This is a genomic window from Methylobacterium sp. Leaf465 (assembly GCF_001424705.1).
Taxonomy (GTDB): domain Bacteria; phylum Pseudomonadota; class Alphaproteobacteria; order Rhizobiales; family Beijerinckiaceae; genus Methylobacterium.
Map to the genome: position 1 here is coordinate 120,421 of NZ_LMRA01000045.1, position 14,580 is coordinate 135,000.

13 protein-coding genes are annotated in these 14,580 nt (G+C 71.2%); 5 read left to right on the forward strand and 8 right to left on the reverse strand.

Annotated features, from left to right (window positions below; all coding sequences use genetic code 11):
- Positions 1–3 precede the first annotated feature (3 nt).
- Both cydB and ASG51_RS25410 read left to right on the forward strand, forming a co-directional pair.
- Positions 4–1,050 carry a cytochrome d ubiquinol oxidase subunit II gene (cydB, locus tag ASG51_RS19075; protein WP_056217013.1) on the forward strand — a complete coding sequence of 349 codons (1,047 nt, stop codon included), beginning with the start codon at positions 4–6 and terminating at the stop codon, positions 1,048–1,050.
- On the forward strand, positions 1,047–1,169 hold the full coding sequence (locus tag ASG51_RS25410) for a hypothetical protein (RefSeq protein WP_277996216.1): 123 nt from the start codon (positions 1,047–1,049) through the stop codon (positions 1,167–1,169). The genes cydB and ASG51_RS25410 overlap by 4 nt, the downstream gene beginning before the upstream one ends.
- Positions 1,170–1,215: 46 nt before the next feature.
- Here the strand turns inward: ASG51_RS25410 and dgcA are convergent, their stop codons facing one another.
- On the reverse strand, positions 1,216–2,202 hold the full coding sequence (gene dgcA, locus ASG51_RS19080; RefSeq protein ID WP_056382482.1) for an N-acetyl-D-Glu racemase DgcA: 987 nt from the start codon (positions 2,200–2,202) through the stop codon (positions 1,216–1,218).
- Positions 2,199–3,230, reverse strand: coding sequence for an N-acetyltransferase DgcN (dgcN, locus tag ASG51_RS19085; protein WP_056382484.1), 1,032 nt, complete (start codon positions 3,228–3,230; stop codon positions 2,199–2,201). The genes dgcA and dgcN overlap by 4 nt, the downstream gene beginning before the upstream one ends.
- Positions 3,231–3,415: 185 nt before the next feature.
- Here dgcN and maiA point away from each other — a divergent pair, with 185 nt between their 5' ends.
- The 3 genes from maiA to ASG51_RS19100 all read left to right on the forward strand — a co-directional run bounded on the left by maiA (position 3,416) and on the right by ASG51_RS19100 (position 5,860).
- A complete protein-coding gene (gene maiA, locus ASG51_RS19090; RefSeq protein WP_056217001.1) occupies positions 3,416–4,060 on the forward strand; it encodes a maleylacetoacetate isomerase in 645 nt (214 codons plus the stop codon).
- Between the two features lie 113 nt (positions 4,061–4,173).
- The gene (locus tag ASG51_RS19095; RefSeq protein ID WP_056216997.1) at positions 4,174–5,505 is read left to right on the forward strand and encodes an NAD(P)/FAD-dependent oxidoreductase; all 1,332 of its coding nucleotides are present in this window, start codon (positions 4,174–4,176) and stop codon (positions 5,503–5,505) included.
- A gap of 22 nt (positions 5,506–5,527) precedes the next feature.
- The gene (locus tag ASG51_RS19100) at positions 5,528–5,860 is read left to right on the forward strand and encodes a hypothetical protein (protein ID WP_056216991.1); all 333 of its coding nucleotides are present in this window, start codon (positions 5,528–5,530) and stop codon (positions 5,858–5,860) included.
- 23 nt (positions 5,861–5,883) lie between these two features.
- On the opposite strand, the gene ASG51_RS19105 is transcribed toward ASG51_RS19100, so the two are convergent.
- The 6 genes from ASG51_RS19105 to ASG51_RS19130 all read right to left on the reverse strand — a co-directional run bounded on the left by ASG51_RS19105 (position 5,884) and on the right by ASG51_RS19130 (position 14,531).
- Positions 5,884–7,143, reverse strand: coding sequence for an O-antigen ligase family protein (locus ASG51_RS19105; RefSeq protein ID WP_056382486.1), 1,260 nt, complete (start codon positions 7,141–7,143; stop codon positions 5,884–5,886).
- Positions 7,144–7,252: 109 nt separating this feature from the next.
- Entirely contained in the window at positions 7,253–8,614 is a 1,362-nt protein-coding gene (gene murD / locus ASG51_RS19110) for a UDP-N-acetylmuramoyl-L-alanine--D-glutamate ligase (RefSeq protein WP_056382488.1), read from the reverse strand.
- A gap of 5 nt (positions 8,615–8,619) precedes the next feature.
- Complete coding sequence (gene mraY / locus ASG51_RS19115; RefSeq protein ID WP_056216982.1) at positions 8,620–9,705, reverse strand: phospho-N-acetylmuramoyl-pentapeptide-transferase; 1,086 nt, start codon at positions 9,703–9,705, stop codon at positions 8,620–8,622.
- Positions 9,706–9,790: 85 nt separating this feature from the next.
- Positions 9,791–11,266: a UDP-N-acetylmuramoylalanyl-D-glutamyl-2,6-diaminopimelate--D-alanyl-D-alanine ligase gene (locus ASG51_RS19120; RefSeq protein ID WP_056382489.1), complete on the reverse strand. Its 1,476-nt coding sequence runs from the start codon at positions 11,264–11,266 to the stop codon at positions 9,791–9,793.
- Positions 11,263–12,741: a UDP-N-acetylmuramoyl-L-alanyl-D-glutamate--2,6-diaminopimelate ligase gene (locus tag ASG51_RS19125; RefSeq protein ID WP_056382492.1), complete on the reverse strand. Its 1,479-nt coding sequence runs from the start codon at positions 12,739–12,741 to the stop codon at positions 11,263–11,265. Before ASG51_RS19125 ends, ASG51_RS19120 begins: the two co-directional genes overlap by 4 nt.
- Positions 12,738–14,531: a penicillin-binding protein 2 gene (locus ASG51_RS19130; RefSeq protein ID WP_056269988.1), complete on the reverse strand. Its 1,794-nt coding sequence runs from the start codon at positions 14,529–14,531 to the stop codon at positions 12,738–12,740. The genes ASG51_RS19125 and ASG51_RS19130 overlap by 4 nt, the downstream gene beginning before the upstream one ends.
- Between the last annotated feature and the right edge of the window lie 49 nt (positions 14,532–14,580).

Here is a 14,580-nt window from a genome sequence, read left to right on the forward strand (position 1 = left end):
CGGATGTTCGGCTACGGGATGGAATACGAGGGCGCCGCCTTCTGGCTGCCCGTTGTCTGGGCGGGCCTGCTGGCGCTCGCGGTGGCGATGTACGTCGTCATCGACGGCTTCGACCTCGGGGTCGGCATCCTGTTCACGGCGGCGCGGAAGGGCAATTGGCGCGACCGGATGATGCTCTCGGTCGCCCCGATCTGGGACGGCAACGAGACCTGGCTGGTGCTCGGCGGCGGGGGCCTGTTCGCGGTGTTCAGCGTCGCCTACGCCATCCTCCTGCCGGCGCTCTACATTCCGATCATCCTGATGCTGATCGCCCTGATCTTCCGCGGCGTCGCCTTCGAATTCCGCTTCAAGGCGGACCGCTCGCAGTTCATCTGGGACAACGCCTTCCACTACGGTTCACTGCTGGCGACCTTCGCGCAGGGCATGGTGCTCGGTGCCTTCGTCCAGGGCTTCAAGGTCGAGGGCCGCGGCTTCGCCGGCGGCACCCTGGACTGGCTCACCCCCTTCAGCGTGCTCACCGGCATCGGCCTCGTCTGCGGCTACGGCCTCCTCGGCGCGACCTGGTGCGTGATGAAGACCTCGGGCGAGCTCGAGATCTGGGCCCGGCGCAAGAGCCTGCAGTTCCTGGCCGCCACCATCGTGTCGATGGCGGTGGTGAGCGCCTGGGTGCCGTTCCTCGGCCTCGACATCCAGTGGCGCTGGATCTCCTGGCCGAACATCCTCTACGTGGCGCCCGTTCCGGTGGTGACGGCCCTGGTGGCCTGGGGCATCTTCCAGGGCATCCGCGACGGCCGCCACGTGGCGCCGTTCCTCCTCACCATCGCGCTGTTCCTGCTCGGCTTCCTCGGCCTCGCCATCAGCCTGTTCCCCTACATCGTGCCGCCGCACTACACGATCTGGCAGGCGGCCAACGCGGTCAGCGCCCTGCAATTCGCCCTCGTCGGCTACGCCGTGGTGATGCCGCTGACCCTGGCCTATACCGGCTACGCCTACTGGGTCTTCCGCGGGAAGGTGGCGGAGGACATCGCATCCGGGGGCTACGGGCATTGAGCGGACGATTTTCCGGGGCCAAGGGCCGCCGGCTGCTCTGGTTCGCCGCCTTCTACGCCGCCAGCCTCGTGACCTTCACGGCGCTGGTCTATCTCCTGCGCGCCGTCGTGAAGGGGTGATCGGCCCGCCGAGTGCGCGGGCCGTTCGCGGGGAGACGCGCCGCCCTCACCCCCACAAGTCTGGTTCGGGCGGATGGATCAGGCTCCCCTCGAAGCGCAGGCCCGGCTCCCGGTCCCGGGCCAGGAGCAGCGGGCCGTCGAGGTCGACGTAGTCCGCGTGGTGGGCGAGCAGCATGGCGGGCGCCATGGCCAGGGAGGTGCCGACCATGCAGCCGATCATCAGGGAGAAGCCCCGCGCCCGCGCCTCGTGGGCCAGCATCACCGCCTCGGTGAGGCCGCCGGCCTTGTCGAGCTTGATGTTGATGGCGTCGTAGCGCCGGCTGAGGGCGTCGAGGCCGGCCCGGTCGTGCAGGCTCTCGTCGGCGCAGATCGGGATCGGCCGGGCGATCTCGGCGAGGAGCGCGTCCTCGCCGGCGGGCAGCGGCTGCTCGATCAGGCCGACGCCCGCCGCGACGCAGGCCGCGAGGTTGGCCTCGATCGTCTCGTGGCGCCAAGCCTCGTTGGCATCGACGATGAGGCGCGCATCCGGTGCGCCGCGCCGCACGGCGGCGATGCGCTCCGGGTCGCCGACGCCGCCGAGCTTCACCTTGAGCAGGGGCCGGTGCGCGGCCTGGCGGGCCGCCGCCTCCATGCTCTCCGGGTCCCCGAGGCTCAGGGTGTAGGCGGTGGTGGCGACCTGCGGTGCCGACAGGCCGGCGATCGCGAAGGCGGGGCGCCCGAGCTGCTTGGCCTCCAGGTCGAACAGGGCGCAATCGAGGGCGTTGCGGGCGGCCCCCGGCTTCATGCCGACCTGCAGGTCCGCCCGGGTCGCCCCCATGGCGATCGCCTCCGCGTGGTCCCGGATCAGCGCGACGACGCTCTCCACGGTCTCGCCGTAGCGGGCATAGGGCACGCACTCGCCGCGGCCGGCCCGGCCCTCCCCGTCGGAGACGGTGGCGACCACGACCACCGCCTCGGTGCGGCTGCCCCGCGCGATGGTGAAGGCCCCGGCGATCGGGAACGACTCGACCGCGACGTCGAGGTGCCGGGTCACGCGCTCGCCTCCGTGGCGGCGGGGGGAAACTCGGACACGATCCGGTCGACGATGGCCTCGACGCCGAAGCGGACCGGGTCGGTGGCCGGCAGGTCGTGGTCCCGGGCGAGGTCGGCGAGCAGCGTGCGGGCCGCCCCCTCCGCCAGGTCCTGCGTGTTGACGGCGATGCCCACCGGACGGATGTCCGGGTTCGTCAGGCGGCCGAGCTGGACGGTGAGATCGATGACCTGCCGGATCGTCGGAAGCGCGTGCTCGACGCCGCGCATCGTCGTGCGGGTCGGCTCGTGGCAGACCACGAAGGCATCGGCCTGCGCCCCGTGCAGCAGCCCGAGGCTCACGCCGGCGAAGGAGGGGTGGAACAGCGAGCCCTGCCCTTCGAGCAGGTCCCAGTGGTCCGGCGCGGCGGCGGGGGCGATCCACTCGACGGCGCCGGAGATGAAGTCGGCCACCACCGCATCGATGGCGACGCCGCGCCCCGAGATGAAGACGCCGGTCTGGCCGGTGGCGCGGAAATCCGCGTCGAGGCCGCGCTCGCGCATGCCGCGCTCCAGGGCGAGCACGGTGTACTTCTTGCCCACCGAGCAGTCGGTGCCGACGCTGAGCAGGCGTCGGCCGGGCCGCTTGGTGCCCTTGCCGGTGGCGAAGGTCTCGGAGGTGTGGCGCACGTCGTGCAGCTGCCGCCCGTGGCGCTCGGCGGCCTCGGCGATGGCCGGCACCGCCCCAAGACGGGCATGCAGCCCGCTGGCAATGTCGAGCCCGGCCTCCAGGGCCGCCACCACCTCGGCGACCCAGTGCTCGGGGAGGACGCCGCCCGCATTGGCCACGCCGATCACCATCGTGCGGCAGCCCTTCGCCACGGCCTCGACCAGGGTGAGGTCCGGGATCCCGAGGTCGGCGGCGCAGCCGGGCAGGCGCAGCTGGCCGACGCACCATTCGGGACGCCAGTCCTTGATGCCGTAGGCGGTCTTGGCGGCCAAGCGATCGGGCACGTCGCCGAGGAACATCAGGTAGGGCGTTTCGATCTGCATCGCGTCACTCATCGGCCGAGGATGGACACCTCGCCTTCTCCTATGCGCGAGGATCACGGCGCTGCCAAATCGTGCCCGCGATGGCCATTCGCCGGCAGAACGGGCTTGCGGGCGGACGCGATGTCGGGTGTGGTCCGGGGCGATAAGAGACGGATAAGATTCCGCCAAGAGGAAACGTTGCGCGCATGAAGATGTACGGTAATTGGCGCTCGGCCGCGGCGTTCCGGGTCCGGGTCGCCCTCAACCTCAAGGGCATCGCCTACGAGGAGGTCTTCCTGGACCTCGATGCCGGCGAGCAGTTCAAGCCGGACTTCCTGGCGATCAATCCGCAGGGGGCGGTGCCGGCGCTCTTCGACGGCGACGGGCCGCCGCTGATCCAGTCGCTCGCCATCCTCGACTATCTCGAAGACATCCATCCGGCCACCCCGCTGCTGCCGGGCGAGCCCCGCGCGCGGGCCCGCGCCCGTTCCCTGGCCCAGGTGGTCGCCTGCGACACCCATCCGCTCTACGTGCCGCGGGTGCGCAACTTCCTGATGGAACGCTACGACCTGCCGCGCGAGCGCATGCTCGACTTCGTGCGCCACTGGATGGCGACCGGCCTGAAGACCCTGGAGACGCGCCTCACCCAGGAGCCCGGGACCGGGCGCTACGCGCAGGGCGACGCGGTGAGCCACGCCGATCTCTGCCTCGTCAGCCTCTGGGTCGGCACCGGCATCTTCGGCGTCGACACGGGCCCCTTCCCGACGGTCCGCCGGATCGCCGAGGATTGCCTCGCCCAGGACGCCTTCGCCCGGGCCCATCCCCTGCGCCAGCCGGGCGCGCCGGCGTGACGGGAATGGCGGTCCACCGGCAATCCTTCTAAGCTGAACCCCTGGATGACGATGCGTCGCTCGCCGTGGGGGCACGCATCCGTACAATCGCGGCACACGAGGACCTGAGCGACATGGTACCGGGCGAAACCGAGGACAATCTGCATCGCATCGTGGTCGTCGGCGGCGGCGCGGCGGGCCTGCAGCTCGCCACGAAGCTGGGCGACAAGCTCGGTCGCACGCACAAGGCGCACGTCACCCTGGTCGACCGGGCGCGGACCCACATCTGGAAGCCGCTGCTGCATGAGGTCGCCGCCGGCAGCCTCGATGTCGGCCACCACGCGGTCGATTACCTGCACCATGCCCACCGGCATCATTTCCGCTACCGGATCGGCGAGATGACCGGCCTCGACCGGTCCAAGCGGGTGATCCACCTCGCGGCCAGCCACGACACTGAGGGCCGCGAGGTCACGCCGATCCGCGAGATCCCCTACGACACGCTGGTGATGGCGGTGGGCTCGACCACCAACGATTTCGGCACGCCCGGCGTGCAGGAGAACGCCATCGCCCTCGACACCCAGAGCCAGGCGGTGCGCTTCCACCAGCGCCTGGTGAACGGGATGCTGCGGGCCCACACCCAGCCGGGTCCGGTGCGGCCGGGCCAGCTCCACGTCACCGTGATCGGGGCCGGCGCCACCGGCACCGAGCTCGCCGCCGAACTCCACCGCACCACCCGCCACGTGGCGGCCACCGGCCTCGACCGCATCGACCCGGCCAAGGACCTGAAGATCACCCTGGTGGAGGCCGCGAGCCGCATCCTGCCGGCGGTGCCGGAGCGGATGTCCCGCGACGTCATGGAGCTCCTCGCCAAGATCGGCGTCGAGGTCCGCACTGGCGCCCGCGTCACCGAGGTCCGGCCCGACGGGGTCCAGCTCGCCGATGGCGGCTTCATCCCCTCCGAACTGGTGGTCTGGGCCGCCGGCGTGAAGGCGCCGCCGTTCCTGCACGAGATCGGCGGCCTTGAGACCACGCGCAACAACCAGCTCGTGGTGACCCCGACCCTGCAGACCACCCGCGACCCGGACATCTTCGCGATGGGCGACTGCGCCTATCTCGTGGAGAAGGGCTCGGATACCCCGATCCCGCCCCGGGCGCAGGCGGCCCACCAGCAGGCCTCGCACCTCATCAAGATCATCCCCGACAAGATGGCCGGCAAGCCGCTGAAAGCCTTCAAGTACCGCGACTTCGGCTCGCTGGTCTCGCTGGGCGAATACTCGACGGTCGGCAGCCTGATGGGGTTCATCAAGGGCAAGAACATGTTCATCGCCGGGCTGTTCGCGCGGATGATGTACCGCTCGCTGTACAAGATGCACGAGCAGGCCCTGCACGGCACCGTGAAGACGACCCTGGACGCGGTCGCCCGGGCGCTGACCCGGCGCACCGAGTCGCGCGTGAAGCTGCACTGAGCACAACCGGAACCCGATCGGCATGTTTCTCGACATCGTGAAAGCGGTCCAGCAGCGCAATCCGGCGCTCGGCTCCTACGTCCTCGTGCTGCGCGGCGACGCGCGGGCGCGCGACCCGGCCGATCCGAGCCGGCTCTCCCCGGAGGCCGAAGCCTGGCTCGCCGAGCACGCGCCGGGCGCCCGGTTCTCCGAGGAGAAGGTGCTACTGGCGCCCTATCCCGGCGCGATGCCGGCCGACCGGGCGGTCACCGTCCTGGCCTTCGCGGATGCCCGCCACCTCGCGGCCTTCGCCACGGCCTGGACGGCCGATCCGGAACCGGAGGAGCCCGAGGCATCGGAGCCCGCGGGGGGCTGAGCCCCCGCCCGCGCCCAGTCGCGTCAGCCCCGCGCCCCGCCCGCGCGCCAGCGCAGGCGGGCGGCTTCCAGGCCCCAGATCATGCCCAGCATCATGTAGACGTGGCGCCACTTCTCGATGTCGATCTGGAGAGCCTGCAGGAAGAACATCAACAGGGCCGGCCAGACGATCTGGGCGTGGCGGCGATAGGGCGTGTCGTGGCGCATCAGCCGGAAGCCGACCACGCTCGTCGTCAGCACGAGGCCGACGAAGGCGACGCCGGCGAGCCAGCCGCCATTGGCGAAGCTGCCGATATAGGTGTTGTGCGGCTCCAGAGCGAAGATCAGGCGCCAGCGCAGGGGACCCATGCCGAGGGGCTCGTCCACCAGCATGTTGAGGCCGCGCAGCTGGTTGCCGAAGCGCCCGGTCTCGCCGGTGTCGTAGTCCTGCGTGACCGCGGCGCGCTGGGAGAACATCTCCGCGGTGTCGCCGATCGAGAGCAGGCCGACGATGGCGACCGTGGTGGCGACGAGGGCCAGCACCGTCAGGGTGACGATGCGGCGGCGCAGGCGCGCCGAGGGGGTGGTGGTGTAGACGCTGCCGACCATCACGGCGACGGCGATGAGCGAGCCCGCCCAGGAACCGCGCGAGAACGACAGGAAGATGCCCGCCACGATCACCATGAGGATCGCCGACGAGAGGACCGGCCGCCGGCTGGTACCGAGGAGGAGGCCGTGCATCAGGTAGAGGGCGCCCAGGGTGAGGAACGAACCGAAGACGTTCGGATCCTGGAAGGTGCCCGAGGCGCGGCCGTACTTGTAGAACAGGTCCTCGGTCGGGATGTATCCGAAGTAGCCGACGATGCCGAAGGCGCTGGACAACAGGCAGCTCGCCACGAAGGTCTTGAGCGCCAGTTCCATCCGCGCCTGCGTGTCGTCGGAGAACAGCATCGCGAAGAACACGCCCGTGATGGCGAGGTAGGCGAGCTGGATCGTCCAGGTGACCGACAGGGGCTGGTCGACATAGGGCATCAGCGCCACCGTGATCGCGCCGACATAGAGGATCAGCAGCCCGAGCAGGGGCACCATGCCCCGGTGCAGGCGCAGGCCGAGGCAGAGCCAGAGCACGATGGTGGGGATCGCCACCACGTCGTAGGGCGAGGTGTCCGAGAAGGCGAAGCAGGCGAAGAAGATGAAGGCGACGAGGAGCAGCGTCGCCAGGCGTCGGAGCACCTTCAGGACGGGGATGTGGGCCCAGGCTCCCGCCTGCCAGCGCGACGCGCCGGGTGCCATCGTGGACGCCATGCACTCAACCCATCCCCGCGCCGCCGACAGGGCGGGACCGCGCTACACCCGCAGGATGGGACGCCAGAATGATTGAGAATTTGGATCGCGATTCCGCGCCCGGCCGGCCTCAGGGCAGCGCACGCACCAGATTCCGGAACTGATCCCCACGATCCTCGAAACTCCGGAACTGGTCGTAGGAGGCGCAGGCCGGCGAGAGCAGCACCACGGGCTCGGCCGCCTCCGACGCGGCGGCGGCCTCGGCCGCCCGGGCGGTGGCGACCGCGAGGGTGCCGCAGGCCGTGTAGGGCACCCGGCCCTCCAGGGTGGCGGCGAAGGCGTCGCTCGCCGCGCCGATCAGGTAGGCGTGGGCGACGCGATCGAAGAGGGGCGCCAGGGGGGCGATGCCGCCCTCCTTGGCCTTGCCGCCGAGGATCCAGTGAACGTCGCGGAAGGCGGTGAGCGCCTTCTCGGTCGAATCGGCGTTGGTGGCCTTCGAGTCGTTGACGAAGAGCACGCGTCCGCGCCGGCCGACGGCTTCCATCCGGTGCGGCAGGCCGGGGAAGCTGCGCAGGCCGGCGACGAGTTCAGCGTCATCGATCCCGAGGGCGCGGACGCAGGCCGCGGCCACCGCCGCGTTCTGCCAGTTGTGCGCCCCGCGCAGCGGCCCGATCCCGCCGAGATCGGCGAGGGGCGTGCCGTCGGCGTCGAACACCGTCCCGTCGCGGGCGGACAGGCCGTCGAAGCCCGCCTCGGGCGTTCCCACGTGGATGCGCACGAGGGGACCGACGCGGTCGTCGGCGATGGCGCGGCTGAGGTCGTCGTCGACGCCGACGATGGCGCATTCCGCGCCCGCCACCAGCCGCGCCTTGATGGCGGCGTAGGCGTCCAGCGTGCCGTGGCGGTCGAGGTGGTCCGGCGTGATGTTGAGGAGGATGCCGAGGCTCGGGTCGAGGCTCGGCGTCAGGTCGATCTGGAACGACGACAGTTCGATCACGTGGATGCGGTCCGGCGCCGGCGGCGCCAGCGACAGGATCGCGGTGCCGATGTTGCCGCCCATCTGCACGTCGCGCCCGGCGGAGGCGAGGATGTGGGCGATCAGCGCCGTGGTGGTCGACTTGCCGTTGGTGCCCGTGATGGCGACGAAGGGCGCGCCCGGTGCGCGCGCCCGGCGCTCCCGGCAGAACAGCTCGATGTCGCCGATCACCGGGATGCCGGCCGCGCCGGCCTTCTCCACCGTCCAGTGCGGCGCCGGGTGTGTCAGGGGCACGCCGGGGGCGAGGATGAGGGCCGAGAAGCCGCTCCAGTCCGCCTCGTTCAGGTCGAAGACGGTGATGCGCTGGTCGCGGGCGCGGCCCGTGCTCTCCGGGGAATCGTCCCAGGCCAGCACGTCGGCGCCCCCGGCGATCAGCGCCCGGACGGTGGCGAGGCCGGAGCCGCCGAGGCCGAACAGGGCGACCTTCTGGCCGGCGAAGGTGGTGACGGGCGTCATGCGGATCAGCGCAGCTTCAGGGTGGCGAGGCCGGCCAAGGCCAGGATCACGGCGATGATCCAGAAGCGGATCACGACCTGCGGCTCCTTCCAGCCCTTCTGCTCGAAATGGTGGTGGATCGGCGCCATGCGGAAGACCCGCTTGCCCGTCAGCTTGAACGACGCGACCTGGATGATGACCGACATCATCTCCAGCACGAACAGGCCGCCCACGATGGCCAGGACGATCTCGTGCTTGGTCGCCACCGCGATGGTGCCGAGGAGACCGCCCAGCGCCAGGGACCCGGTATCGCCCATGAAGACCTGGGCGGGGGGCGCGTTGAACCAGAGGAAGCCCAGCCCCGCCCCGATCACCGCGCCGCAGACCACCGCGAGCTCGCCGGTGTCGCGGACGTAGTTCACCTGGAGGTAGCCCGCCGTGAAGACGTTGCCGACGAGGTAGGCGATGACGCCGAAGGTGCCGCAGGCGATCATCACCGGCACGATGGCGAGGCCGTCGAGGCCGTCGGTCATGTTCACCGAATTGCCGGCGCCGACGATCACGAAGGCGGCGAACAGCACGTAGAACCAGCCGAGGTTCAGGAGCGCGTCCTTGAAGATCGGGAAGGCGAGCTGGTTCTGCAGGGTCGGAGGCGAGTAGACCGCGATCAGCACGCAGGCCGCGATGGCGATGCAGGCTTCCAGCAGCAGGCGGAACTTGCCCGAGAAGCCCTTGTGCGACTGCTTCGTCACCTTGAGGTAGTCGTCGTAGAAGCCGATCGCGCCGAAGCCCAGCGTCACCGCCAGGGTGACCCAGACGTAGTGGTTGCGCGGGTTGGCCCAGAGCAGGATCGCCACCACGCAGCCGGCCAGGATCATCAGGCCGCCCATGGTCGGGGTGCCCCGCTTCGTCAGCAGGTGCGACTGGGGGCCGTCCTCACGGATCGGCTGGCCCTTGCCCTGGCGCAGGCGCAGCGAGGAGATGATCAGCGGCCCGAACCAGAACACGAACAGGCCCGCCGTGAACAGCGCGCCGCCGGTGCGGAAGGTGATGTAGCGGAAGACGTTGAGGGCGGAGACGGTGCCGCTCAAGTCCGACAGGAGATACAGCATCCAGCACCCGGCCGTGGTTCGATTCGGAATCGGCCGGAGACCGGGGGCGCGCCGCGCCCCCTCCCCGGCCGTGATGACGGTCGCCTCAGCGCGCGACGGCGTGCGGCGGTTCGGCTTGGGCGTTCGCGTAACGGGCTTTGAGCGCTTCCACAATCCGGCCCATGCGGATGCTGTTCGAGCCCTTCACCATCACGGCGTCTCCGGGACGGAGCGCGGAGAGCACGGGCTCGAGGAGGTCGGCCGAGGTCGCCGCGCAGGCGCCGCGCCGGCTCACCGGCAGGGCCTCGAACAGGTTTCGCATCAGCGGGCCGGCCGTGAAGACGAGGTCGACCTTCGCCGTCTCCACCGGTCCGGCGAGGTCGCGGTGATGGGCCTCGCCCTCGGGCCCGAGTTCGAGCATGTCGCCCAGCACCGCGATGCGGCGCCCGCGCGGGCCGGTCTCGATGCCGGCGAGCGTCGCCAGGGCGGCGCGGATGGAGGCCGGGTTGGCGTTGTAGCTCTCGTCGACCAGGAAGGCCTCGCCCGCCCCGATCGCCAGGGCGGTGCGCTCGCCGCGGCCGACGGGCGGGCGCAGGGCCGCCAGCGACAGGGCCGCGCGGGCGAGGTCCGCCCCGAGCGCATGCACCACCGCCATCACGCCGAGGGAATTCATGGCCGTGTGCCGGCCCGGCGTGCCGAGCTGGTAGGTCACCGGGATGCCCATCACCACCGCATCCACCACCGAGAGGTCGGGGCGCAGGACGATGCGCTGAGCGCGGACATCCGCCTCCGGGTGCTCGCCGAAGCTGACGACCCGGCCCGCCCGCGAGGCCTGGGCATGGGCGAGGAGGCGGGCATAGTGGGGGTTGTCGCGGTTGAGGATCGCGGTGCCGCCGGCCTTCAGGCCCGAGAAGATCTCGCCCTTGGCGTCGGCGATGGCCGACACGGAGGCGAAGTGCTCGATATGGACGGGCTCGACCGTCGTGATCAGGGCGATGTCGGGCTGCACCATCGCGGTGAGCGGCACGATCTCGCCCCCGTGGTTCATGCCGATCTCGAACACGCCGAACTGCGTCTGGGCCGGCATCCGCGCCAGGGTCAGGGGGACGCCCCAGTGGTTGTTGTAGGAGGCGATGGAGGCGTGGGTCGCCCCCTGCGCGGACAGGACGTGGCGCAGGGCCTCCTTGGTGCCGGTCTTGCCGACCGACCCCGTCACCGCGACGATGCCCGCGTCGGTTCGGGCGCGGGCCGCGGCGCCGAGCGCCCGCATGGCGTCGAGGATCGGGTCCTCGCCCGCCCCCGCCACCGCCAGGACCGGCCCGGCTTCGGCGAAGTCCGGCGCCCGGTCGGCGGCGACCACGGCCGCGCCGGCACCGCGCGCCAGGGCGGCCGCGACGAAGTCGTGCCCGTCCCGGGCCTCGCCCCGGATGGCGAAGAACAGGTCGCCCGGCTCCAGCGTGCGGGTGTCGATCGAGGCGCCGGTGATCGGCCTGCCCGCGCCCAGGAGGGTGCCGCCGGTGGCGGCCTCCAGGGCTTCGACGCTCCAGAGCGGGGCCGTGCCGGGCGGGGTCGTTTGGGTCATGCTGAGCGTTCCGCGATCGCAGCCCGGAGGACGTCGTGGTCCGAGAAGGGCAGAACCTGTGACCCCACGATCTGGCCGGTTTCATGGCCCTTGCCGGCCACCACGAGGACGTCGCCGGGCTCCAGGGCCCGCACGGCGGTACGGATCGCCTCGGCCCGGTCGCCGATCTCGACGGCGCCCGGGGCGGCGGCCAGGATCGCGGCGCGGATCGCCGCCGGGTCCTCGCTGCGCGGATTGTCGTCGGTGACGATGACGACGTCCGCCTTGTCCGCCGCGATGGCGCCCATGATCGGGCGCTTGCCGGTGTCGCGGTCGCCGCCGCAGCCGAAGACGAGGCGCAGGCGCCCCGTCGCGAAGGGGCGCAGGGCGGTCAGCACGCCCTCGAGGGCCTCCGGCTTGTGGGCGTAGTCCACGAGGCACAGGCCGCCATTCGCTTCGCCGATCCGCTCCATCCGGCCCGGCACGCCGGTGAGGTGGTCGAGGGCGGCGATCACGCCCGCCGGGTCGGCCCGGCCGGCGGGGGTCGCCAGGACGAGGCCGGCGGCGAGGAGCGCGTTCTCCACCTGGAAGCCGCCGACCAGCGGCAGGCGCACGGCGTAGTCCTGCAGCCGGCCCGAGGGACCGGGCGCCTGCAGGGCGAGGTGCTGGTGGAAGCCCTCGGTGCGCGCGGAGACCAGCCGCACCGTGTCGCCCTTCGACCCCGTGGTGTGGACGTCGAGGCCGCGGGCGGCGGCGGCCGCCACCACGACGTCGGCATAGGCGCCGTCGTGGTTGATCACCGCCGGGATGCCGGGCTGCGCCAGGGTCGTGAACAGCCGCAGCTTGGCCGCCAGGTAATCGTCCATGGTGGCGTGGTAGTCGAGGTGGTCGCGCCCGAGATTGGTGTAGCCCACCGCGGCGAGCTCGACCCCGTCGAGGCGGCGCTGCTCGATCCCGTGGGAGGAGGCCTCCATGGCGAGGTAGGCGATACCGTCTTCGGCCAGCCGCGCCAGGGTGGCGTGCAGGGTCACGGGGTCGGGGGTGGTCAGGGAGCCGTAGGTGGCGCCCCGGTTGGTGACGATGCCCACCGTGCCGAGGCTCGCGGCCTCGGCGCCGAGGCGGGCCAGGATCTGGCGCACGAAATCCGTGACCGAGCTCTTCCCGCTCGTCCCCGTCACCGCCACCACCTGGGCCGGCTGCCGGCCCGAGAAGGCCCGGGCCGCGCGGGCGAGGCTGCGGCGCACGTCCGCCACGGCGACGTAGGGCACGCGCCCGTCGAGCCCCTTCGGCCGCGCGCCCTCGCTCACCACCGCCACGGCGCCGGCGGTCGCGGCGTCCGCGGCGAAGCGGCGGCCATCCGCGACGGTGCCGGGCACGGCGACGAAGACGAAGCCCGGCGCGACCTTGCGGGAGTCCGCCGTGAGCCCCGCGACCGGCAAGCCGGCGAGGCCGGCCTCCGCCTCGGGAAAGAGCCCGCCGAGGGTCGGCCCGCTCATCGCCCGTCCACCTGCGTGGCGTGGTAGGCGCCGAGCTTCACCATGAGGGGGAAGGGCTTCGCCGGCGGATCGAATTGCGGCGGCAGGCCCAGGATGGGCGCAACCCGCTCGATCGTCCGGCCGGTGACGACGCCGGAATTCCAGGCCGCCGTGGCGTAGCCGCCGGATTCCGGCAGGCCCTGCGGCTCGTCCATGATGGTGACGAAGAGGTATTTCGGGTTGTTCATGGGGGCGGCGGCCATGAAGGTCGTGAACAGGCGGTTCTTCACGTAGCGGCCGTGGATCACCTTCTCGGCGGTTCCGGTCTTGCCGCCTACGAAGTAGTACGGGATCGCGGCCTTCTTGGCCGAGCCCTCGACGGCGTTGAGGCGCATGATGAAGCGCATGGCCTCGCTGGTCTCGGGCTTGAGCACCCGGGTGGCCTTGGCCATCGCCGCCTCGGGCGTGGTCTTGAGGAAGGTCGGGGTCATCAGGAAGCCGCCATTGGCGATGGCCGCCACCGCCGCAGTCGCCTGGATCGGCGCCACCGCGAGGCCGTGGCCGAACGCGATGGTGATGGTGTTGATCTCGGTCCAGCGCGGCGGCACCAGGGGTTCGGCGCTCTCGGGCAGCTCCGTCCGCATGCGGTCGGTCAGGCCCATCTTCTTCAGGAAGGCCTTGTGGCCGGGCACGCCGATGCCGAGGGCCATCTTGGCCGAGCCGATGTTGGACGAGTGCGTGAACACCTCCGGCATGGTGATGACCCGGTTGGTGCCGTGATATTCGTGGATCTTCTGGCGGCCCCAGTTCAGCACGCCGCCGCGGGTGTCGAAGGTCGAGTTGACGTTGTACTTGCCGGAATCGAGCGCCATCGCCAGGGTCATCGCCTTGAAGGTCGAGCCCATCTCGTAGACGCCGACGTTCATGCGGTTGATGCGGTCGGGGTTGAGCGCATCGGCCGGGTCGTTCGGGTCGAAGTCCGGCAGGGAGGCGAGCGCGATGACCTCGCCGGTCTGGACGTCGAGGATCATGCCGGCGGCGGCCTTGGCCTTGAAGTGCTCCAGGCCCCAGGCGAGCTCGTCCCGCACGGCGAACTGCGCGCGCAGGTCGATGGAGAGCTGGATCGGCGCGAGGTCGGTCTGCTTGGCCACGAGGCCGAAATCGTTGAGGGCCTTGTTGCCCTGGTTGTCGATGTACTTCTCGATGCCCGCGATGCCGATGTTGTCGAGGTTGGTCACGCCGAGGATGTGGGCCGCGGCCACGCCGTTCGGGTAGACGCGCTTGTGGTCGGGAAGGAAGCCGATGCCCGGGATGCCGAGGCGGTGGACCTCCGCCTGCTGCTTCGGCGTGATCTCGCGCTTGACCCAGACGAAGCCCTTCTTGGTGGAGAGCTTGGCGCGCAGTTCGGTGGCGTTGATCTGCGGCAGCACGGCGGTGAGGAGTTCGACCGCCTCGTCCTTGTCGTAGATGTTGCGCGGCTCGGCGAAGATCGAGACCGTGCGGATGTCGGTGGCGAGGATCTCGCCGTTGCGGTCGACGATGTCGGGCCGGATCGCCGTGGTGGCGGCGGCCGCGATCCGGCGGTCGCCGTTGTCGGCCTCCGGGAAGGCCGCCCCGAGGATCAGGCGGCCGGCGATGGTGCCGAACACCAGCGTGAAGGCGAGGCCCACGAGGCCGACGCGGGTGTAGGAGCGCTCGATGGCGAGGTGGAACATCGCCCGTGCGTTGCGGATGACCCAGGCGCGCCGCGACACGGGCGGTGGCGCGAGGCCCTCGGCGGCCGGCTCCAGCCGCGTCCGCTCGACGGGCATCTCGTCCGGCGCCGCGACGGCAGTGGGCTCGGCCGGCGCGGGGGTCGAC